The sequence below is a fragment of the Natrinema sp. 74 genome (assembly GCF_046097095.1).
GTDB lineage: Archaea > Halobacteriota > Halobacteria > Halobacteriales > Natrialbaceae > Natrinema.
In genome coordinates, this window is record NZ_CP175698.1 from 2851593 (window position 1) to 2872374 (window position 20782).

The following is a 20782-nucleotide window of genomic DNA, read 5'->3' on the forward strand; positions in this document are numbered from 1 at the left end:
GAGCGGCCCCCTCTCGAGGCCATGAACGAGACGCGACGGGCGATCCTCGCGGCGTTGTCGGACGGACCGGTCTCGGGGCCGGAACTGGCCGACGACCTCGAGGTCTCGCGGGCGGCGGTCTGGAAGCACATCGAGGAACTGCGCGATGCGGACTTCGAGATCGAGAGCAGCCCGAACGGCTACGAGTTGGCCGGCGTCGACGCGTATAACGCGCCGGCGATCGAGTTCGGGCTCGAGGCACCGTTTTCGATCGAGTACCACGACACGCTGGAGAGCACGAACGACCGTGCGCGCGACCTCGCGGCCGACGGCGCGGTGGACGTGGCCGTCGTCGCGGACGAACAGACCGGCGGGCGCGGCCGCCTCAAGCGCGAGTGGTCGTCGCCGTCGGGCGGCATCTGGGTGAGTATCGTCTCCCGGCCCGAAATCACGCCCGCGCAGGCCCCGCTGTACACGCTCGCGTCGGCGGTCGCGACGGCGACAGTGGCGCGCGAGGCCGGCGTCGACGCCCGGATCAAGTGGCCCAACGACGTGGTCGTCCCCGTCGGTGACGACGGCGACTATCGGAAACTCGTGGGCATTCTCACGGAGATGGAAGGCGAAACGGACCGCGTGGAGTGGCTCATCGCCGGGATCGGCGTCAACGCTAACCTCGACGCCGACGGGCTCCCCGAGGGCGCAACCAGCGTCCGCAACGAGGCCGGCGACGTCGACCGTCGGACCTTCGTCCAGCGCTTACTCGAGGAGTTCGATCGCTATCGAACCGACCTCGACGCCGTCGTCCCCGCGTGGTGCGACCTAGCGCTGACGCTCGGCCAGCGCGTCCGGGTCGAGCGGCCGTCGGGCGAGATCGTCGGCGAGGCGGTCGACGTGACGGAGTCGGGGACGCTCGAGGTCGAGACCGACGACGGACGCGTGACGGTCTCGGCGGGCGACTGTGAACACCTACGCCCGATCTAAGCCGGCGAGCTATCGCGGCGCTCACTCGACGGTGAGGGATTGCCGTTCGGATCGGTCGTCGGGCGCGTCGGAATCGACCTGCACCGTGAGGACGGGAACCGACGCGCGCCGGACGACGCGCTCTGTAACGCTGCCGAGCAACAGTCGGTCGATTCCGCCGCGACCGTGGGTTCCCATCACGACCAGGTCGCACTCGCTTGGGTCGGCCGCCTCGACGATGGCGTGACTCGGCGATCCCTCGCGTACGTCGGTCTCGACCGTGACGCCGTCTGGTGCGAGCGCCGCGACCCGTTCGACCGCGGCTTGCCCTTCGTTGTGAAGCGCGTCGCTAATCCCTTCGAGTGCGGTTTCCATGGAGAGGCCGCTGTAGCCGGTTACGTTGACCACGTAGAGCGCGCGGACGGTCGCGTCGTGGGTGTGCGCGAGCTCGAAGGCGTACTCGATCGCGCGCTCGCACTCCGGCGAGCCGTCGGTCGGGATGAGGATGCGGTCGTACATTGCGATACACGATAACATACAACAAGATCCTATATGAGCGTTGTCCCGCCGCGGGCGAGAGGGATCTCGACGGTCGTCCGCCGGCCAGCGACGGGTGCACGGAGGGGAAACGCTGATGCGGCCGCCCCGCTAACCGAAACCCATGAGCGACACGTCGTGGACCGATCGGATCGTCGGGGAGCGCATGACCGTCGATCAGGAGTTCGCCGCGCGGATCCGGGAGTCGCAGTTTTCAAACCAACAGTGGAGCCTGATCATGACCGCGACGGAGTTCGAGATCGAACACCCCGAAGATCCCGATCGAGCGCAGATCGTCGCCAACACGGACAACCTCGACGGTATCATCCCCGAACTCGAGAACGTCCAGACGGGAATGGGCGCGATGGCCGGCCAGTCCGGCGGCGGAGCCTCCGGCTCGAGCTCCTCGAGCGGCGGCGTCTTCGACTCGATCATGGGTGCACTCGGGATGGGCGGCAACGGCGGCTCCGTCGAGAAGGAACGCCTCGAGGCGGCCGAACGCCTGACCCAGGAGTACGCGACGGAACTCCAGTCACACCTCGAGTCGAAGGGGCGGTGGGAAAGCGTTCGGCAGACCGTCGCCGACGGTAACTGAGCCGCGGCGTCGTCCGTTCGACGATCGCTGCCCCGGCACGTCGGCGCTGCTCGCCAGCGTCAGTCGCCGGCGTGGAACAGCGTATACTCGCTCGTTTCGTAGATGTTGATGAGCTCGATCACGAGTTCGTCGTAGGACTCGTCCTCGACGCGCAGTGCATCGAGCCGTTCGATCGTTTCTTCATCGAGCTCGACGGATGGAATACGTGCATATTGGTTACCGACGGCCAAAAACGCGCGGGGTGGGTCGACAGCACCGTGCGATCGGCCGTCAGGTCGTTTCGGGCACAAGCCATAGCATCTATAGGGACGGTTCCCGACCGTAGGAGTATGACCGACGAAGTCAAGACGACGACCTTTTCGATCAGTTCCGAAGATGGCGCGGCCGACGAAGTGACGATTCCGGCGGGACTCGTCGACCTCGTCGCGGAGGGCGACCAGAGCGATGCCGAGACGGTCGGCGACGTCATGCTGCTCTCCTTTGCCAGCCGCGCACACCACATCGTCCACCACGGTGAGGATACCGACGCGGAACTCGAGGCCCAGGAGGAAGCAGTGATGGACCTCTTCGAAGAGCGATTCGGCGTCACGTTCGGCGAGGCGACCGGCCACCAGCACTGACAAGCCCACCGTATCGATCGTCGTATCGAGGGTACCAGCTCGATTTTCCGAACGGAATCGCGGCAGCGCTCGACGAGCAAACTGGAGCTCGAGCGAACGCTGACGCCACTTAGCCGCCACCGCCGTCGGGTGGCCCAGCAGGTTCGGCGTTACCGTCCCCTTCTGGCGGCCCTGTTTCCTCCGGCGGCCCGGGCTCTTCAGGTGGCCCTGGCTCTTCGGGTGGCCCGGGGTCTTCGGGCGGTCCCGACTCTGCACCATCGTCTGTCTCTGCAGGTTCCGGCGCGGCCGCTTCGATCGTCACCGAGGCCTGATCGTCGGCGGTCGCGACCGTGTGCGTCGACGTTCCCGCCGGGAGCTGTACCGAAAACGTGAGCGTCGCCGTCTGTCCGCCCGTGAGTGTCACGGGCGTTTCGGCGGCCACCCGACCGTCGACGCTGTAGGTCACCGTCTCCGTTCCCTCGAGATCGCCCTCGTTCTCGATCGTCGCCGTTACCGTCACCTCCTCACCGGGTTGGCCGGCGTCGGACACCGAAACGTCTGCGACGGCGAACGACGCCGGTTCGCCGCTCGGCTCGATTGTCACCGTCGTCTCGGCCGTTTGGTTCGCGGTCGACACCGCGACCGGGTACTCGCCCGGCTCGAGGGTCGCCGTCTCGGCACGCAGCGTGACCGGCTCGGACTGGCCAGGCTCGAGCGAGATACCCGTCGTATCGACGGGAGTCCCACCGATCGAGAGCGTCACGTTCTGCGTGCCGGTCTCGCCGCCGACGTTCTCGACCTCGGCCTCGACCGCGAGCGGCTCACCTCGTGTGACGGGGCCGTTCGTGCTCGCGATCGAGACGCCGAACGACGCCGGTTCGACGGCCTCCTCGACGGTGATCGTGGTCTCTGCCGTCTCGTTGGCGGTCGACACCGCGACCGAATGCTCGCCGAGCCCGAGGTCGGTGCTGTCCGCCGTGAGCGACACCGTCTCCGTCTGACCGGGCTCGAGCGAGACCGTCGTCGCGTTGACGACGGCATCATCGACCGCGAGCGAGACGTTCTGCGTTCCGTTTTCGCCGCCGACGTTTGCCACCTGAGCCTCGACCGCGAGTGGCTCACCTCGCGTGACTGGATCGTTCGTCCCCGCGATTTCGACGCCGAACGCGGCCGGATCGGCCGACTTGAGTTCGCCGGCGGGCGGCGTCGCCGCGGTCAGAGGCTCCTCGTAGCCGAAGTGCGAGAGGTCGACCTGCCAGACGAGGCGCTCGTCGTCGCTTTCGGGCGTCCACTTGACGGTGAACGTGTGCCGGCCGGGCTCGAGGCCGTCTGGCGGCCGGGCGGTCGTCGTTCCCTCGACGAACTCGCTGTCGACGGCCAGCGAGGCGTCGTTCGGGTTCTCGTAGCCGAACGTCACGTTGATGCCGTCCTCTGTCGGGGTCGTCTCGACAACGGAGAGCGAGGGGCGCTCTGGTCGGATCGAATCGAGACACGCCTCGTCGGGGTTCGGATAGTCGATACCGCCGACGCGCGCCGCCTCGGGTGAGCTGATTCCGGAAATATACGTCCCGAAGGTGCCGTAGTCGGGTACCTCGACGATCACCCGATCGCCGTCGGTCGTAACGTCGCGTTCGTCGCCGATCTGGAAGACGATCGTCCCGTCGAACGGCGCTTCGACGTCCTCGCCGACGGTGATCATGTCCTCGACGATCGTGTTTCCGAAACCGCCACCGGTGTAAAAGCCCGTGCTCGCGGCGACTCGGTCGCCCGCCTCGAGCGAGGCGTCGACTGTCGCGTACGTGCAGTTGACGAACGTCACGTCGAACCGTCTGAGCCCGCCGTCGACCGTGTATCCGACGGTATCGGTCGCGAGGACGGTGCCGTCGTCCGCGTCGATGACGGCCACCTCGAGCGTCGAATTCGATTCGAGCGGCGGCTCCAGGGGGAACTCGAGCGGGCCGATCGTCTCGTTCGCGTCGAAGGCCTCGGTCGCTGTAAGTTGCGTCCCGTTCTCGCCGGTGACCGTGAGCGCGTAGTCGACGGACGCGTTGGCCTGCGTGATCGTGATCGTCTCACCGTCGCCCGTCTGGTCGGCCACCGAGAGGTTCGCCGTCGGCCGGTCGGGGGCCGGCTCCGCGAGGCCGTACGCGATCGTCTCGGTCGCCAGCACCGCGTCGTCAGCCGCGGCGCGGACGGACACCTCGACGGTCGCGTTCGCCTCGATCGGCGGGTCGAGTTCGAGGACCGCGCCGGTGGCCGTCGAGTTCGCCTCGAACACCTCGCTGTCGACGCGCTGCCCGTCGTACTCGGCCGCGATCACGTACGGGACGGACGCGCTCGCCGCGTCGACCGCGAGCGTCTCACCGCTGCCGGTCTGGTTATCGACCGAGATCACCGCCCTGGGGCCCTCGGCTGCAAGGGAGTATTCGATCGTCTCGTTCGCGAGTTCCTCGCCGTCGGCCGCCGCGACGACGGCCACCTCGAGCGTCGCGTTCTCGGCGAGTGGCGGCTCGAGATCGACCGTCTCGTTTGCGACCGCCTCGCCGGCCGCGATCGGCTCGGTCGCTGCGAGCCGCGTGCCGTTTTCGTGAGTGACGGTGAGCGCGTAGTCGACGGACGCGTTCGCTTCGTCGACCGTCAGGCTCGAGCCGGAACCGGTCTGGTCGGCGACCGACAGCGATCCGGTAGCTTCGTCGGTCCCTTCGGAGACTGTCACGAACGCACCGCCGAGAGCCGGCGCACCGGCACCGGTGACGTACGGCGGGTCCGTCTCGCCCCCGGAGTCGACGTAGTCGAACGTCTCGTCACCGTCCGTGTCGTGGTGGGCGACCGCCACGACCGCCGCGCTCTCCGCCAGCGGCTCGTCGAGTTCGATCGTGACGTTCTCGTGGGTGCCGGCCTCGAGGAAGCGCGAGACCCCGATCACGCGCTCCGGATCGGTACCGACGGCGACGCCCCCGTAGACGGCCACGAAGCCGCCCTCGGAGAGCGAGACTTCCTCGACCGTGATCCGCTGGCCGTCGGACGTCTGGTCCGCGAAGTCGATCGAGGCCGTCCCCTCGAGCCGGTCGACCGTCTCGATCCGCTGGACGACGGTGACCTCGACGCGCTGGCTGATGACCGTCGCGTCGTCGGTCTCCTCTTGGACCGCGTAGGCGGTCGCGTCGGCGGCGGTCTCAGCGGTCACCCGCTGGAGTTGCTGGACGCTGATCCGCTGTGTCTGGACGACGTCGGCGGTCTCCGTACAGGCGAGTCGTGCCGCCGTCTGGATCTGCTCGACCGTCGCCGCCTGAGACTGCGTGAGCGCACCGCTTGCCCCGCCTCGCGCGAGAGACTGGATCTGCGTGATCCCGACGAGTTGTGTCTGGGTCACCGCGCCCTCGCCGGCCCCGGCCGCGGCGGCCTGAACCTGCTCGGCGGTCACCGTCTGCCGCTGGACCGCGGACGTGACCGCGCCCTCCGCGGCCCCGACCGCGGCGTGCTGGATCTGCCCGATCGAGACGACCTGGCGCTGGACCAGCACGCCGCTTGCGCTCCCGGTCGCCGCGGCGTGGATCTGCTCGACCGTCGCCTCCTGACTCTGGGCGATCGCACCCTTCGCCGCGCCGAAGGACGCCTCCTGAACCTGCGTAATCGAGAGCCGTTGGTACTGCTCGAGTCGGGTCGTCCGGAGCTGCGTCAGCGAGCCACGACTCGCGCCGCGGGCCGCTGCCTGGGTCTGACGGACCGACACCCGCTGTTGCTGGACGAGCGCGCCTTTCGCCGCGCCGGCGGCAGCCTTCTGGACCTGCTTGATCGTCACCCGCTGGCGTTGCTCGACGTCGGCGCGCTGGTCCTGACGCGCGTCGAGTTGTGTCTGACTGACGTTCGCGTGCGTCGCCCCGTCGATCGCGCCGGCTGCGGCACCCGCCGCCGCGTGCTGGACGTGCTCGAGGGACACCCGCTGGCGCTGTTCGGCCGCGACGCGCTGGTACTGCGTCAGGACGCCGTAAGCGGACCCCTGGGCGGCCTCCTGGATCGTCGGTACCGTCCCGACGTCGTTCGCGCCCGCTTCCTTCGCGGCACCCGCGGCCGCACCCCTGCACGCGACCTGAATCTGTTCGCCGGTCACGCGCTGACTCTGTGCGAGCCCGCCATGGGCCGCGCCCCAGGTCGCGCTCTGGAGCTGGGTCGCGTTCACCGACTGGGCCTGTGAGAGCCCGCCGCCGGTCGCCCCCGCGACCGCGTGCTGGAGCTGGGTCGCGTTCACCGACTGTTTCTGGATCAGCGCGCCGTGGACGGCACCCGCCGTCGCCGCCTGCACCTGCTCTGCCGCGACGGTCTGGTGCTGGGTCACCGCCGCGCGAGCGCCCTCGAGCGCCGCCGCTCGCTGTTCCTGTGTCACGTTGATTCCCTGCGCTTGGACGAGTTCGACACCCTCCGCGACGCCCGCCTCGACGGGCGTATCGTTCGGCTCCTGCATCGTCTCCTGGTCGGTTTCACCGGCATCCGACGCCGACTCCTCATCGAACGTCACCAGTTCGAACGCGGGCTCGGCGGGCGGCGACTCGTTTTGCACGACGGCCGCCTCGAGCGAGGTCGGCGAACCGTCGGTCGCCTCGCCGACGGCGGCTCGCCCGGTACCGCCGCCAAGTAGCGGCAGCGCGACGGCACTCCCGACCAGCGCGGCCGCCACCAAGATGACGGACGCGGTCGTCCGACACCGATTCATTCGTCGGCCCCTCCGACACCCGCGTCCGCGAACGCCGTTTCGCTACCCCCATGCCCCACTCCTGATTTCGCCCCGTCTCGACCCCGAACGCCGGGTTTTGGACTACCGATTCCCATTTTCCCACCACGGGACCGAACGACCGCATAAGACCGCCGGTCGTTTCAGTTAGCGGACCGAGGAAATACGGTATTACTGCGGGTCGTTAGTCAACCGACGGTCGTAGACGGCCGATCGACGCCTCTACCGCACCTCTCCGACGGACCGGGAGTCGGCGAAACCATCACCGACGCTGAGAGGAAGCGGTCTGTTTCGCGTCAGCCGGGATATCGACAGTGCCGACGGAATATGTCGTTTTACTCACTGCTCGTCTCGGAAACCGAAGTATTCATTCCGGTTTACGAGAGAGGGGTGGGGTATGGCAACGGATCAACGTTCGGTCGAACTCGTCGACGACGACGTTATCAAGCCCTTTGCACGGGCGGCCGTTCTCGCAGCGCTGCTGGGAGCGACCGTCTTCGTCGGATCGATTCCGATCCCGTTTTCGCCGGTCCCGGTGTCGCTTGGGGTGCTCGTCGTCTATCTTACGGGGCTCTACCTCGGCCCCTTCTGGGGGGCGGTCTCGATCTTGCTGTACCTGACCGCCGGTGCAGTCGGACTCCCCGTCTTCGCCAATCGTGCCGCCGGAATCGGCGTCCTCATCGGCGACAGCGCCGGCTATCTCTGGTCGTATCCGATCGCGGTCATGTTGATCGGAGCCGTCGTCCGTTGGCGGAGCGAAGCCGGCGATCCCGCCGAGCTGTCGCGGCCGGTCCTCGTCGCGACGCTGCTCGCGGCGCTGACCGTCATCTATCTCCTCGGAGCCGCCTGGCTCGGCTACGTCCTCGACCTGACCCCTATCAAAGCCGCCGAACTCGGCATCCTTCCGTTCATCCCGGGCGATCTCATCAAAATCGCGGCCGCGGTCGCCATCGTCGAGGGCGGACGCATCGCTACATGACGACGGACGATCAATCGCAGCACCGATGATCGAGTTTCAGTCGGTCTCTCACGCGTTCGACGGCGTTTCCGTCCTCGAGGACGTCTCGTTGTCGATCGACGACGGCGAGTTCGTTCTCCTGGCGGGGGCCAACGGCAGCGGGAAGACGACACTGATGCGCCACTGCAACGGGCTCTTGGAGCCCGACTCCGGCGAGGTGCTCGTCGACGGAACGCCGGTCGCCGAGGACCTGATCGCCGCTCGCTCGAACGTCGGCATGGTCTTCCAGCACCCGCGCGATCAGTTCGTCGCCGCGACCGTCGGCGCGGACGTCGCCTTCGGACCCGAAAACCTCGGCCTCGAGCGGCGAGCGATCGACCGCCGCGTCGCGGCCGCGCTCGAGGCGGTGAATCTGGCCGCCCGAGGCGACGAGCGAATCGACGCGCTCTCGGGCGGCGAACAGTCCCGCGTCGCCATCGCCGGCGCGCTCGCGATGGAGCCGACCCACCTCGTCCTCGACGAGCCCTTTACCGGGCTGGACGACCCCGCGCGCCGCTCGGTCCTCGAGCGTCTCGAGGCGCTGTCGGCCGACGGCACCGGCGTCCTGCTCGCGACACACGATCTCCGGGACGTGCTCGGGCTGGCCGATCGCGTGATCGCGATGCGGAACGGCCGCGTCGCCGTCGACGGCCCGCCCGCAGACGCGCTGGAAGAACTCGAGGGACTCGAGGTACGGGTTCCGGACGCCACACGATGCTGACCTACGAACCCGGCGAGAGCCTCGCCCACCGGCTCGATCCGCGGGCCAAACTGGCGGTCCAGATCGGATTCGCCGCCACCGCGTTGGCGCACACGACGCCGCGCGCACTCGTCGTCTTCTCGGCCCTGACGGCGGTCGTGATGGCCGCGGCGCGGCTGTCGCTCCGGCGAACCCTCGTCGCCTATCGGTTCGCGCTGGTCGTTCTCGCGCTCGCGCCGCTGCTCGCGGGCGTCTCCCTCGGTGCGCCCTGGTTCGATCGGTCGGCCGCCGTCGCGTCGGGGCTGGCGAGCTACCGCGTGGTGCTCATCTTGCTCGTCAGCGCCGCCTACGTCCGATCGACGCCGGTTCGGCACTCTCGAGCGGCGATCCAGCGGACGATCCCCGGGAAACCAGGCCAGCTCCTCGGCGTCGGCGTCGGGCTCGTCTTCCGGTTTCTCCCTGTGCTCCGCGGCGATCTCCGGACGATCCGCGAGGCGATGGCCGCTCGCTTGGGAACCGAACGCAGTGCGGTCGACCGCGCCAGCACGATCGGGATTCTCGGTGTGACGCGCGCGTTCGATCGGGCCGACCGGCTCTCGCTCGCGCTGCAGTCGCGCTGCTTCGCGTGGAACCCGACGCTGCCGCCGCTTTCGTTCTCGCGGGTCGACTATCCCGTCCTCGCCCTCGCCGTCGCGCTCGTGCTCTCTGCGTTTCAGTAGTCTGGTTCGACCGACCCCTCGAGCGGGCGACGCTAGCCGTCGGCCATGCTCCGGCGCTGCGGTGAATCGGTGATTCATTTCTTTCCACCCTCGTTTGTGGGTCGTCTCAAGGTGCGGCGGCGGTCGACGGTCTCGAGTCGGCCCGCGTGATCGTCCCCGACCAAATCTGTTTGGGGTCACTGCTATACTCACCGCACACTTTCAAACGAGTACGGCAGGACGCCACATCATCATCATCTGCGCCATACACGCACGGTCCTGCCGTCGTACTTCACACCGTTCTAGCGGCTCTACCGGCGGTAGCTTCTGAGTCAGACGAATCATCCAGTTCCAGAGTTTTCAGCACTGCAGTGATACCGTATCGATTCCCGGCCGCTTGCCATGTTACGTTCCGCTTTCGAGATTTGATATCGCACCCTATGGTTTATCACAGCTCTCGAGCGCCGACTCTGCTCCGCCCGTCGATTGGCGACACGGACGAATGCTGTCGCCTCACGGACTGTCTATTGGAACGGTCGCCCCTCCTTGGCGTAGGTGGCCGCAGACCGAGAGAGGGTCGCCGACATCAGGCTCCCCTGTCGTCGCGCGTTCTTCGTACAGCTCGGCGGCCACCTCTTGGACGGACTCGTCGCCCGGAGCGGCCTCCATCGCGTAATCGACGAGTTGCGTCGCCCGGCGATAGTCTCCGTCCGAGATCAGTTCCGCGGCGCGCTTGAGCAACGCGTCCGGGCCGCCGGCCAATGTGGCGATCTCTTCGGCCCCTTCGTCTCAGGGAGCGGGCTTCAGATTGCTCGATCGCCCGTCCACAATCCGCCTACCGGCGAATCAGGTTCCGGATGACGACCTCGCTCTCGTCGTAGCTTTCCTCGAGACGCGTTCGAACAGAACGAGTCGGTAGAGGGATTGTGAACCGCGGTCGCAGCGAAGCTACCCTGATTCAAATTCCTCCAGAAAAACTGCCAGCTCACGGATTTGTTCGGCGGAAGAAAGCCGGTGGAGGGATTTGAACCCTCGACCTAATCCTTACGAAGGATTCGCTCTGCCAGTCTGAGCTACACCGGCGCGTTCGTCTGCGTTTATTCGTAGGGTCGATATCGGGCATAAGGGTTGCGAATCGATCCAGTCGTGAGAGGAAGTTGCGTAGCCCCGGACCCCCACAATCACCGCTCGAGGCGCACGTCCAGACAGACGTTCAGTTCGTGCGGGGCATACGACCGGACGGTGTGGCGGGTTTCGACGGTGACCTCGTATTCTGGTTCGGCGGCCACACGGATCGCGCGCTCGCCCGGGCCGAAGGGGTCGTCCTCGTGCTGGATGTCGTAGTAATGGAGGACACAGTCGTCGCCGGCGATGGCGACGGCCGACTCGAGGAACGCGTCGGCGCTGTGGGGGAGATTCATCACGATGCGATCGGCCCAGTTCTCGTAGTCGGCGGCCACGTCGCGTACGTCGTCGTTGATGGCAGTCACGCGATCTGTGACCCCATTGCGGCGGGCGTTCTCGCGGAGATAGTCGATCGCCTCGGCGTTGATGTCCACGCCGACACAGTCCGCGCCGCGTTTCGCGAACGGGACGACAAAGGGGCCGACGCCGGCGAACATGTCGAACGCGCGCTCGTCCGCCTTGACTTGCTCGACGACGCGGTGGCGCTCGGTCGCGAGCCGGGGCGAGAAGTAGACGTTCGCGAGGTCAAGGAGATATTCGCAGCCGTACTCGCGGTGGACGACCTCCGTGTCCTCGCCCGCGAGCAGTTCCCAGTCGCGTACGCGCGTCTCGCCTTTGACCTTCGAGGCCTTGTTCAATACCGTCTCGACGGGAAGGTCGGACTCGAGAACGGCGTCTGCGATCGCTTGTGCGCGCTCGGGGTCATCGTCGTCGATGAGCACAGCCCTGCCGAGCCGTTCGTAGGAGGGGTCGAACGCGAGGAGATCCGCGGGCGTCGTCTGCGTCTCGCGTTCGTCGACCGTGCGGGTGACGATCGTGGCGTCCTCGAGGGCCTCCCGCGTCGCGTCGGCGTTGGTCACCGGGATGTAGAGCCAGCCGTCCTCGACGGCGATCTCGTAGGTGTCGTCGATCAGGTCCGCGTCGGCGAGCGTCGTTCGCGTCGCTTCCCCGGCCTCGCGAGCGACGCGGACGCACGGCACTTCCATATGCGAACTGGCTGACGCGCCGCCGTAACGCTGACGTTTTCGCCGGCAGTGCTCGAGAACGAACGGCGAGAATAAACCAATAGTCGATATATCGAATTTCGATGCTGCTCGCCGGGACGCGGTCTCTCGGTGTGTGCGATGTGAATCACTCGAGATCGCGTTTCGAAGATTCTGGACCGAATCGACTCCCGACGGGGGCTTCGTCTTCGTAGCAGTTGGACACGTTCAGGACAAATCCATGGACCGCGTCCGCTGCGAACGGTCACTGCTCCTCGGTCAGCGACGTGCGTCGGTACGACCGGGTGTCGAGCGTGTTGTCGAGTTCGATCTCGAGCTGTTCGTCGTCGATTGCGAATCGGACCAACACGCCGTCGTCGAGTTCCTTGCTCTCGCAGTCCCACGGGGTCGAGCCGTATTCCAGTTCGAGCGTCCTGTAGTCGATACCGTGATCGTGTAGGAACGCGATAGTGGGCGATCGTGTCAGCGCGTAGTGGAACGCGGGAATCCGAAACGAGACGCCACACTGTTGACAGCGCATACCGACCATTACCATCGTCGAGACGTCCCATCTAAGCGTTTCTAGTCGGGTGGCCGGCCCCGGACTCCGCGTCGCGATAGTCACCTCTCCGAAGTGGCCCGCGCAGTGGGGACAGACATCCCAGGAGACGGATTCGAGGTACCACAGTGCTCGCCGGTTGGCCCATGCGAACAGGTCGTCGAGGTCACGGCCCCGGGGAGCAGTGAACGAGAGCATCATGTCGAACAGGACGCCGTGATTCGGACACGAGACGGAGAGTATTCCGTCCTCGAGTGTCGCTTCCAGCCGTTCCTCGTCAGCCGGACAGTACCACTCGACTGGTCCCGAGACCCCCTCGTGACCGCCCGAGAACGTCCGGGCGTAGATTTCATCTACGATACGCGACCCGGCGGTGGTCAACCAGTATCGTCCCTCTGCTCCCCGGACGAACTGGTCGCGGAGTTTGTTGATGTGGTAGTTGAACCGGCCACCGTCCTCGACGTCGACCGCCGAGCGGAGGTCGCTGTAGCGCATCCCCCGGTGGTCCCAACTCGGCTGGCGCGTCTCCGCGAGAGCCAGTAGTATTCGAATTCGCAACGGGTTCGCTAACGCAGAGAGGTTTTCTGCAACTGCCTCCGGATCCACGTCTCCACCCATACGCCGCCATCACGAGCACCCTACATTGACCTGTCGTTCGCTAGCTATCACGACGAGCGATTTTGCCCATCCTGTCACACCTGCAACTGCAAAGCTCTTCTCAAAGATCCCATACCAAAATATAATTCTCCATTCGCTTATTTGCACGCCGGCGGTACAGTGACCCTGTAACGGATGAGCGACAAATCAGGAACTAACGATAGCGCGTCTCCAGTGAACGAGCAAGGGGACACGAACGAGGATGCCCAAACAGAACTCGGGTTCGAGCATCCACCCTCGAGCGTGGTGGACGAGCCGGTCGACATCACGATCACGAACGTTCCCGCCAAGACCGTCGATATCTGCGTCTCGCTGACGGATCGGAGTGACCGTGAGTGGGAATCGAGAGCGACCTACCACGTATCGGACGATACGCTCGAGCTCGCGTCCGCGTCGGCGATGGAGGGCGAGGCAACGAGCGAAGTGACCGACCTCGTTCAGCGGGCGACGCCGAAGGAGGGGTCGAGCCCCTACGAACCCGGCCGCGACGTGTGTGACGAACTGACCGTCCACGTCGAACGCGACGGCGCGACGCTCGGTTCGACGACGATCGAACGCACGTTCGGGAGTCAGGGGGTCACGTCCGAAGCAGTGACTAGCGAGTCGTTCGTCGGCAGCGTCTACGAGCCACCGGGGAGCGATCCAGCACCGGCAGTGGTCGTGTTCCACGGGTCGGACGGGCGACCTGCAGACGGGACAGCACAGCTACTTGCGTCACACGGGTTCGTCGCGCTCGCGGTGCAGTACTTCGACTGGCAGGGCCACCACGATCGTCTCCCAGCAGAACTCGTGGAGGTACCACTCGAGTCCGTCGAGAACGCCGTCGAATGGGTCCACGATAGGAACAGGGTTCGCGGGCCCGTGGGACTCATGGGGACATCGAAGGGTGGTGAACTCGCGCTCCTCGTCGGGATCCGACTCGAATCGGTCGGTCCCGTCGTCTCGGTCAACGGAAGTGGCGTCGTCTGGGCGGGCATCTCCCAGCGGGAGTTCCCGCCGGGGCCGTCGTGGACCGCGGACGGCGAGCCGGTTTCCTACGTCCCGTACACTGACGACCACTCGGTCTGGGACGTCCAGCCACCGATGGAGATGAAACCCGGCTACTCGCAGTCGCTCGAGGACGCAGACGAGGAGACGGTCGCCGAGGCGACGATAGCCGTCGAGTCGATAGCGGGTCCGGTGCTCCTCGTCTCGGGTGGTGCGGACAGGATGTGGGACTCCGTGAGACTCCACAAGGTCGCTGTCGACCGGCTCGACCGGTACGGTTGTGAATACGAACACCTGGTGTACCCGGATGCAGGACACGCGATCACTGCCCCGTATCTACCGACGGCCAACCGCGAGCGAACACAGCAGTTCGTCATGGGCGGCTCGGCGACTGGGTACGCCGAAGCGGACAGCGACCACTGGCGGCGCGTCCTCGAGACGTTCGGGACGCTCCGGCCGTGAAATCGCTACTACCATGCTCACGCGGTCGGAAAACGGAACAAAACGGCAGGAGAGCATTCGTCTCGGATGGACAGTCCGTCAGTGGGGACGAATACGTATGGCGCTCGTCGGGCTACGGTACGTATGGCAGACCAGCGAGCGACGATCGAACCCGTTCCACTTCAGCGTCGCGGAACGATCGACTACATGCGGATGGCCGGCCGGCGAAGCGACGTTCATGGACTCGTGGAGGTCGATGTCACCGAAGCCAGGCAACGCATTCGCGAGCAAGGGACAGAAACGGAGGACCCCGTCTCGTTCACCGCGTTTCTGGTGTATTGTCTGGCTCAGGCCCTCGACGACCACCCGCACGTCCAGGCGTATTCGGACTGGCGGGGACGGATTCTCGAGTTCGACGAGGTGGACGTGAACGTGCTAATAGAACGGGAGATCGACGGTTCCCGTATCGGTCTCCCGCACGTCGTCAGGGCGGCGAATCGACGGACGCTCCGGTCGATTCACGAGGAGATTCGAACGACCCAGACGGATCCGGAGGTGGGCAGACAGACGAGGGGACAGTCGCTGGGTCTCCGACTGCCCGGATTCCTCCGGCGGCAGCTATGGCGACTTCCGCAGTCGTTTCCCCGACGCTGGAAACGCATGGCGGGCACCGTGGCTGTCACCGCCGTCGGCATGTTCGGCACAGGTGGCGGCTGGGGGATCAGTCCGACGAACTACACGCTCCAGTTGACGGTCGGCGGGATCGATCGGAAACCGGGACTCGTCGACGGCGAGATCGAGCCCCGCGAGTACCTCAATCTCACGGTGACGTTCGACCATGATGTCGTCGACGGGGCTCCCGCCGCCCGGTTCGTCCACCGATTGCGGGAACTCGTCGAGGGGGCACACGGGCTGGACTAATCGATCGGTTCCAGTGTGCTGGAGCGTTCACTCCAGAAAATATCAACGATTTAGTAATTTATACACCGTCGACTCGTTAGTCGGCTGCAGCATGGACGAATACACGCTCGAGGTTCCGGACATGACGTGCGAAGGCTGTGAGATAGTTATCACCGGCGCAGTGCGGCCGATCGACGGCGTCGGTACGGTCGACGCCGACGCCAAGGCCGGTCGGGTGACGATTCGCGGTGAATCGTCGTCGAAGTCTGCCGTTCGGAACGAAATCGAACGGGCGGGTTACGACGTGCTCGAATAGTGGTCCGCGGATATCTCGTCTACAGTCGACACGAAACGAGTCGGGCCCGGCCGACTCGCCCGGGCACCGGACGCCAGTCGGCGATTTGCTACACCGAACTGCAGGTGATCGCTCGGTGAGCGTCTCGCTCCGATCCGCGCTCGAGGGCGTGACAGAGAACCGCTCGGTCGAACCCGATCGGACGACGGCCGTCGTGACGGCGATGCTCGGTCTCGATGCGGTCTGGTGGCTACTGCTGTACGGTGGCCACGTCCCGATGCCGGGGATGCAATGGCTGATGCTGTCGGCGGAAATCCCGATGGCCGCACCCGGCGCGATGGAACGTGCGGTGTTCCACATCGGGACGCTCGAGGCAGTCGTCGGCTACACCGTCATGTGGGGCGTGATGATGTGGGCGATGATGCAGCCGGCGATGACGCGGTTCGCTCGGGAGTATACCGCCGCGTATCGGGGATCGGCTCTCGGCGCGGCGCGAGCGCTGGTCGCCTTTCTGGGCGGGTACTACGTCGTCTGGCTGGGTTCGGCCTGTGTGCCACTCCTGGTAAATGCAGTCGTTCCGGGAGGCGTCTACGGACTTACTCGCGAGTACACACCCTTCGTTATCGGCGGCGTCCTCGTGCTCACCGGGATCTACCAGGTCTCGCGGTTCAAACGATCGCTCCTGCGGACGTGCTGTGCGTCCGTCGCTCCCCACGCGGACGGCGCGACCGGAGCAGTCCGGACGGGGTTGCATCACGGAGTGCAGTGCGTCCTCACCTGCTTTGGCGTCTTCTTCCTCGCGATGGTTTTCTTCGGCGAGATGAATCTCGTCTGGATGGTCGCGCTGACGGGCGTCGTCACGATCGAGCGACTCCCGAGTTGGGGTGAGGAACTGGCGGTCGGCACCGGCGTCGTCTCGCTCGTCGCGGGGCTTCTCGTGCTCCTGTTCCAACCGGCCCTCCCGATCGCGTTCGCGCTCTGAGGCTGCCGTCCGACGGCACCCTCTCGACGGGGGCGTTTTCCGTGCGACGCACGTACGTAGACAGCGATGAGCGAGCGAACGCGACTCACGACCGTCGAGTCAGTCCACGAAAGTCGGTCGTGGCTGTTCACCATCGAAGACGAGTACGGCGAGGAAGACGAGGTTATCCTCGTGCCCTGTGAGAACCATGTCGAGAACGGCTCGACAAGCAGTCAGCCGACGGCCGAGGACGGTGTCGAGGCGTGGATCAATCGCTGCACCCACGAGGCCCAGCGGCTCGATACGGGCCGCGGCGCGGCGATGCGCGACGGACAGCTCATCTGTCCCAAACACGGCTCGATGTTCGACACCTGTTCGGGCTACTGCGACAACGGCGAGGCGGCCGACACGACGCTTTCGTCCGTCGACGTGACCGTCGACGACGGCGTCGTCTACCTCACCGACGACGACGTGAGCTTCGCCCACGAGGGCGATATTGACAACGGAGACGATGACGACGGTCCCGCGTCGACCTCGCATATCGGGTTCTGACGCGTAGCCGACGCACCGCTAGAGCCGGCGACCCCGGAGCCACCCCATCTCGAAAGGGTATTCCCCGCGCTGGGACTACGCCCGCTATGCTCACTTTCATCGGTCTCGGCCTCTACGACGAGCAGTCGATCACCGTCGAGGGCCGCAACGCCCTGCGGGCGGCCGACCGGGTCTACGCCGAGTTCTACACCAGCCGACTGATTGGAACGACGGTCGCGGACCTCGAGTCCGCCCACGATATCGAGATCGAAGTTCGGGACCGCGCGGGCGTCGAGCAGCACCCCGAGGACATGCTCTCGGCGGCCGAAAGCGAGGACGTGGCCTTCCTGACCGCTGGCGACACGATGATCTCGACGACCCACGTCGACCTCCGATTGCGAGCCCACGACCGCGGGATCGAGACGCGGGTGATCCACGGCGTCACCGCCCAGACGGCCGCTAGTTCCCTGACCGGGCTCCAGAACTACCGCTTCGGGAAGGCGACGACGCTGCCGTTTCCCTACGCCCACGGGGCCGACGGCCTCCCCGCCAGCGTGACGGAGACGATCGACGCCAACCGCGAGGACGGCCTGCACACGGTCGTCTACCTCGACATCAAGATCGGCCACGAACGCGCCGAGGAAGACGAGTACATGACCGCCGATGTCGGTGCCGACCTGCTTGCGGACGCGTACCCCGACCTCGTCGGCGTCGTCATCGCCCGCGCAGGGAGCCCCGACCCACTCCTCGCGGCCGGGACGATGACCGAGCTCGCAGAGCGGGACTTCGGTGAACCGCTCCATCTGCTCGTCGTCCCGGGCGAATGTCACCCTCTCGAGGCCGACGCGCTGGTCGAACTCGCTGATGCGGACGAAGCCGAACTCGAGACTGTCTGATCGACTGGCCGGCATTGCCTCCGTGACGGTCGAACGGCCTCGGCCGACTCGAGTCACTCCGTGACGGTGAACTCGGCCGAGCGGCCCCCGCTCAGCACTTCGAACCGTCCCGGTTCGACGACGGTCGTTCCGTCCGGGTGCACGACACTCATGTCGGCTGGGTTGAGTGAAAACGTCGCTTGCGTTCGGTCACCGGGCTCGAGCGAAACGCGTTCGAAGCCGACCAGTTCTCGAACCGGCGTCACGCGGGAACTGACGACATCGCGGAGGTACAGTTGGACGACCTCCGTGCCGGCGCGGTCGCCGCGGTTTGTCACGGTCACCGACACCGCCAGGTCGTCCGCGGGGTCGTGACGCTCGGTCGAACAGGAGATCGCCTCGTACTCGAAATCGGTGTAGCTCAGACCGTGCCCGAACGCGAACAGCGGATCGTACGCAGGCGGGTGAGCGTCCTCGCCGAGCGGCCGCGGGGACGGATCGTGGTCGTGGACCGTCGGCAAATGCCCGACCGACTTCGGCATGGAAATCGGAAGTCTGCCGGACGGGTTCGTCTCGCCGACGAGGACGTCAGCGATCGCTCGACCGCCCTCGTACCCCGGATAGAATCCCAGTACCACCGCGTCGGCGAGTCGCGCTTCGTCCGGAATCGCAACGGGCCGTCCGCCGACGACGACCAGCACGGTCGGCGTCCCCGTTTCGGCGACGCGCTCAAGCAGGCGCGTCTGTGCCGGCGGAAGCTCGAGCCGATTTCGCGTCGGGAACTCGCCGGTCGGTCCCGTCACGGCTGCCGGTCCGAACTCGTGGACGTACCAGTTCTCGCCGAGAACGACGACCGCCGCGTCCGCGGCCGACGCGGCAGCCGCCGCCGCGTCGAGGTCTGTCGTCGATCTGGTCGATGCGCCGGGCTCGAACGCGACCGTCGTCTCCGCGTCGGTCACCGTGTCGAGACCGCCACGGACTGTCGTTCCGTGATCCGTCGAGAGATCGGCGACGGTCCATCCGCCACAGAGGGCGTCGAGGGAATCGGCGTTCGGCCCCGTCACCAGGAGGTCGTCGATGCCGTCCTCGAGCGGTAACAGGCCGTCGTCGTTCTGGAGCAGTACGATCGACTCGCGTGCACACGTCAGCGACAGCTCACGGTGGGCGTCTCGGCCCACGACCGCCCGGCCCTTGCTCGGATCGACGTAGGGATCGTCGAACAGTCCGAGCCGGAATTTAAGCTCGAGCACCCGACGAACGCTCTCGTCGAGCCGTCGCTCGGCAACCGCGTCCGCCTCGACCGAGTCGACCAATAGATCCGCGTACTCTCGACCGCCGATCGAGGCCACGTCGAGCCCCGCTCGCGTCGCCTGATCGACCGCGTCCCGCAGCGACGACGCGGTCCCGTGTTGGCTGTGGAGGAAGGCGACGCCGTGCCAGTCTGAAAGGGTGAGTCCGTCGAAGCCGAGTTCCTCGCGGAGCAGCGCCGTGAGGAAGCGCCGTGAGCCGTGGATCGGCTCGCCGTCGACGGAGCTGTACGACGGCATCACCGCGGCCGCACCGGCGTCGATCGCGCGCTCGAACGGCGGCACGAATACGCGGCGAAGCGTGCTCATCGAGACGTCGTTCGGCGCTGCGTCCTCGCCTCGCCGGGGGGCGCTGTAGGCCGGAAAGTGTTTGACGGTCGCCGCGACCGCCGTTTCGTCTGCGAGTCCGGCCCCGTCGGTGTCGCCTTGTAGTCCCTCGACCTCCGCCCTCGCCAGTTCGCCGACCAGGGAGGCGGCTTCGCCGTAGGTCTCGTAGGTCCGTCCCCATCGCGGTTCCCTCGCAACATCCGCGTTGGGCGAGTAGTTCACCGTCGCGCCGGTCGCGCGCATCTCGGTCGCCGTCACGCGGGCGGCCCGTCGAACCAAGTCCCGACTCCACGTCGCCGCCAAGCCGAGGTTATGGGGGAAGACGGTCGCCCCGGCCACGTTCGCGTGGCCGTGGACCGCGTCGACCGGAACGAGCAAGGGAATGCCGAGTCTAGTCTCCTCGCGTGCGATCCGCTGCAAGCGGTTCGCGATACGCGGGACGACGGCCGGGCTGTTGTGCGTAGAGAACCCCGTCGCAAACGGCGTGACCCAGCCGATCCCGCGTTCGCGAACGAGCGACTCGAGGTCCTTGAGCGTGTGGCTCCCATAGGGTTCGGCACGCGCGTCGGATGAGAAGACGCCGGTCAACTGCCCCGTCTTCTCCGCGAGCGTCATGCGTTCGAGGAGGTCAGTAACCCGCTCGTCGATGGACGCATCGCGGTCTTCGTACGTCGGAGTCCCCTCGTCGACCATTCGAGAGCACGTTTGTGGGTGGTATATTAACAGTTGTTGGCACTGCGTGACGGGTGCAGACGCTACGAATGCGGTCAGTGCCGCTTCCGGCCGCCCGTCACTGCACCGGCGTCGATCGACGATCGCTGCGTTATGAGACGGTGCAATCGGAGGTCCGGCCAGACTCGAGGTCGCCGCCGGCCGCGGTACGACGGCCGATCGCGATCCGGCGTCGTTTCCGACGCCATGTTCAGAGCTGTTAGATACGATAACATATGTAGATTCGAATAGTAACGAAGAACTCCCAG

18 protein-coding genes, 1 tRNA gene and 1 pseudogene are annotated in these 20782 nt (G+C 66.3%); 12 read left to right on the forward strand and 8 right to left on the reverse strand.

Annotation, left to right across the window (positions count from 1 at the left end; genetic code table 11):
• The first annotated feature begins 21 nt into the window (after positions 1–21).
• Positions 22–960, forward strand: coding sequence for a biotin--[acetyl-CoA-carboxylase] ligase (locus tag ACJ70B_RS14250; protein WP_408957657.1), 939 nt, complete (start codon positions 22–24; stop codon positions 958–960).
• Between the two features lie 21 nt (positions 961–981).
• Here ACJ70B_RS14250 and ACJ70B_RS14255 read toward each other — a convergent pair whose 3' ends face one another.
• Positions 982–1458 (reverse strand): universal stress protein, encoded by a 477-nt coding sequence (locus tag ACJ70B_RS14255; protein ID WP_408957658.1) that lies wholly within the window; start codon positions 1456–1458, stop codon positions 982–984.
• A gap of 142 nt (positions 1459–1600) precedes the next feature.
• Here ACJ70B_RS14255 and ACJ70B_RS14260 point away from each other — a divergent pair, with 142 nt between their 5' ends.
• Positions 1601–2071: a DUF5799 family protein gene (locus tag ACJ70B_RS14260; RefSeq protein ID WP_408957659.1), complete on the forward strand. Its 471-nt coding sequence runs from the start codon at positions 1601–1603 to the stop codon at positions 2069–2071.
• Between the two features lie 59 nt (positions 2072–2130).
• On the opposite strand, the gene ACJ70B_RS14265 is transcribed toward ACJ70B_RS14260, so the two are convergent.
• Positions 2131–2301 (reverse strand): hypothetical protein, encoded by a 171-nt coding sequence (locus tag ACJ70B_RS14265; protein WP_408960142.1) that lies wholly within the window; start codon positions 2299–2301, stop codon positions 2131–2133.
• Positions 2302–2400: 99 nt separating this feature from the next.
• On the opposite strand from ACJ70B_RS14265, the gene ACJ70B_RS14270 reads away from it, so the two are divergent.
• Complete coding sequence (locus ACJ70B_RS14270) at positions 2401–2691, forward strand: hypothetical protein (protein WP_408957660.1); 291 nt, start codon at positions 2401–2403, stop codon at positions 2689–2691.
• A gap of 109 nt (positions 2692–2800) precedes the next feature.
• Here ACJ70B_RS14270 and ACJ70B_RS14275 read toward each other — a convergent pair whose 3' ends face one another.
• Positions 2801–7381, reverse strand: a complete 4581-nt coding sequence (locus ACJ70B_RS14275; protein WP_408957661.1) for a CARDB domain-containing protein — start codon at positions 7379–7381, stop codon at positions 2801–2803.
• Between the two features lie 415 nt (positions 7382–7796).
• Between ACJ70B_RS14275 and ACJ70B_RS14280 the strand changes: the two genes are divergently transcribed.
• From ACJ70B_RS14280 to ACJ70B_RS14290, 3 genes are read left to right on the forward strand one after another with little or no spacing between them, the layout of a single operon-like run.
• Positions 7797–8378: a biotin transporter BioY gene (locus ACJ70B_RS14280; protein ID WP_408957662.1), complete on the forward strand. Its 582-nt coding sequence runs from the start codon at positions 7797–7799 to the stop codon at positions 8376–8378.
• A gap of 25 nt (positions 8379–8403) precedes the next feature.
• Entirely contained in the window at positions 8404–9117 is a 714-nt protein-coding gene (locus ACJ70B_RS14285) for an energy-coupling factor ABC transporter ATP-binding protein (RefSeq protein ID WP_408957663.1), read from the forward strand.
• A complete protein-coding gene (locus tag ACJ70B_RS14290; RefSeq protein WP_408957664.1) occupies positions 9111–9815 on the forward strand; it encodes an energy-coupling factor transporter transmembrane component T family protein in 705 nt (234 codons plus the stop codon). Before ACJ70B_RS14285 ends, ACJ70B_RS14290 begins: the two co-directional genes overlap by 7 nt.
• Positions 9816–10307: 492 nt before the next feature.
• Here ACJ70B_RS14290 and ACJ70B_RS14295 read toward each other — a convergent pair.
• The 4 genes and pseudogenes from ACJ70B_RS14295 to ACJ70B_RS14310 all read right to left on the reverse strand — a co-directional run.
• Positions 10308–10568, reverse strand: a pseudogene (locus ACJ70B_RS14295) (alkyl sulfatase dimerization domain-containing protein); the annotation flags it as partial.
• Positions 10569–10803: 235 nt separating this feature from the next.
• Positions 10804–10877: transfer RNA gene (locus ACJ70B_RS14300), tRNA-Thr, on the reverse strand.
• Positions 10878–10975: 98 nt separating this feature from the next.
• Positions 10976–11965 (reverse strand): class I SAM-dependent methyltransferase, encoded by a 990-nt coding sequence (locus ACJ70B_RS14305; RefSeq protein WP_408957665.1) that lies wholly within the window; start codon positions 11963–11965, stop codon positions 10976–10978.
• A 262-nt stretch (positions 11966–12227) separates the two neighbouring features.
• Positions 12228–13139, reverse strand: a complete 912-nt coding sequence (locus ACJ70B_RS14310) for a hypothetical protein (RefSeq protein WP_408957666.1) — start codon at positions 13137–13139, stop codon at positions 12228–12230.
• Between the two features lie 174 nt (positions 13140–13313).
• Here ACJ70B_RS14310 and ACJ70B_RS14315 point away from each other — a divergent pair, with 174 nt between their 5' ends.
• The 6 genes from ACJ70B_RS14315 to dph5 all read left to right on the forward strand — a co-directional run bounded on the left by ACJ70B_RS14315 (position 13314) and on the right by dph5 (position 18189).
• Complete coding sequence (locus ACJ70B_RS14315) at positions 13314–14627, forward strand: acyl-CoA thioester hydrolase/BAAT C-terminal domain-containing protein (RefSeq protein ID WP_408957667.1); 1314 nt, start codon at positions 13314–13316, stop codon at positions 14625–14627.
• A gap of 123 nt (positions 14628–14750) precedes the next feature.
• Complete coding sequence (locus ACJ70B_RS14320) at positions 14751–15527, forward strand: 2-oxo acid dehydrogenase subunit E2 (RefSeq protein ID WP_408957668.1); 777 nt, start codon at positions 14751–14753, stop codon at positions 15525–15527.
• A gap of 91 nt (positions 15528–15618) precedes the next feature.
• On the forward strand, positions 15619–15822 hold the full coding sequence (locus tag ACJ70B_RS14325) for a heavy-metal-associated domain-containing protein (protein ID WP_408957669.1): 204 nt from the start codon (positions 15619–15621) through the stop codon (positions 15820–15822).
• 115 nt (positions 15823–15937) lie between these two features.
• On the forward strand, positions 15938–16783 hold the full coding sequence (locus ACJ70B_RS14330; protein ID WP_408957670.1) for a DUF2182 domain-containing protein: 846 nt from the start codon (positions 15938–15940) through the stop codon (positions 16781–16783).
• 66 nt (positions 16784–16849) lie between these two features.
• Entirely contained in the window at positions 16850–17314 is a 465-nt protein-coding gene (locus tag ACJ70B_RS14335) for a Rieske (2Fe-2S) protein (protein ID WP_408957671.1), read from the forward strand.
• A gap of 86 nt (positions 17315–17400) precedes the next feature.
• Positions 17401–18189: a diphthine synthase gene (dph5, locus tag ACJ70B_RS14340; RefSeq protein WP_408957672.1), complete on the forward strand. Its 789-nt coding sequence runs from the start codon at positions 17401–17403 to the stop codon at positions 18187–18189.
• Between the two features lie 53 nt (positions 18190–18242).
• Here dph5 and ACJ70B_RS14345 read toward each other — a convergent pair whose 3' ends face one another.
• Entirely contained in the window at positions 18243–20495 is a 2253-nt protein-coding gene (locus ACJ70B_RS14345) for a glycoside hydrolase family 3 N-terminal domain-containing protein (protein WP_408957673.1), read from the reverse strand.
• Positions 20496–20782 lie beyond the last annotated feature (287 nt).

Bases quoted from the DNA above. Each gene is read 5' to 3' on its own strand.
- ACJ70B_RS14325 (WP_408957669.1), top strand. From the start codon at position 15,619: ATGGACGAATACACGCTCGAGGTTCCGGACATGACGTGCGAAGGCTGT.
- ACJ70B_RS14305 (WP_408957665.1), bottom strand. From the start codon at position 11,965: ATGGAAGTGCCGTGCGTCCGCGTCGCTCGCGAGGCCGGGGAAGCGACG.
- ACJ70B_RS14275 (WP_408957661.1), bottom strand. From the start codon at position 7,381: ATGAATCGGTGTCGGACGACCGCGTCCGTCATCTTGGTGGCGGCCGCG.
- ACJ70B_RS14285 (WP_408957663.1), top strand. From the start codon at position 8,404: ATGATCGAGTTTCAGTCGGTCTCTCACGCGTTCGACGGCGTTTCCGTC.
- ACJ70B_RS14310 (WP_408957666.1), bottom strand. From the start codon at position 13,139: ATGGGTGGAGACGTGGATCCGGAGGCAGTTGCAGAAAACCTCTCTGCG.
- ACJ70B_RS14250 (WP_408957657.1), top strand. From the start codon at position 22: ATGAACGAGACGCGACGGGCGATCCTCGCGGCGTTGTCGGACGGACCG.
- dph5 (WP_408957672.1), top strand. From the start codon at position 17,401: ATGCTCACTTTCATCGGTCTCGGCCTCTACGACGAGCAGTCGATCACC.
- ACJ70B_RS14345 (WP_408957673.1), bottom strand. From the start codon at position 20,495: ATGGTCGACGAGGGGACTCCGACGTACGAAGACCGCGATGCGTCCATC.
- ACJ70B_RS14280 (WP_408957662.1), top strand. From the start codon at position 7,797: ATGGCAACGGATCAACGTTCGGTCGAACTCGTCGACGACGACGTTATC.
- ACJ70B_RS14255 (WP_408957658.1), bottom strand. From the start codon at position 1,458: ATGTACGACCGCATCCTCATCCCGACCGACGGCTCGCCGGAGTGCGAG.
- ACJ70B_RS14315 (WP_408957667.1), top strand. From the start codon at position 13,314: ATGAGCGACAAATCAGGAACTAACGATAGCGCGTCTCCAGTGAACGAG.
- ACJ70B_RS14260 (WP_408957659.1), top strand. From the start codon at position 1,601: ATGAGCGACACGTCGTGGACCGATCGGATCGTCGGGGAGCGCATGACC.
- ACJ70B_RS14320 (WP_408957668.1), top strand. From the start codon at position 14,751: ATGGCAGACCAGCGAGCGACGATCGAACCCGTTCCACTTCAGCGTCGC.
- ACJ70B_RS14335 (WP_408957671.1), top strand. From the start codon at position 16,850: ATGAGCGAGCGAACGCGACTCACGACCGTCGAGTCAGTCCACGAAAGT.
- ACJ70B_RS14290 (WP_408957664.1), top strand. From the start codon at position 9,111: ATGCTGACCTACGAACCCGGCGAGAGCCTCGCCCACCGGCTCGATCCG.
- ACJ70B_RS14270 (WP_408957660.1), top strand. From the start codon at position 2,401: ATGACCGACGAAGTCAAGACGACGACCTTTTCGATCAGTTCCGAAGAT.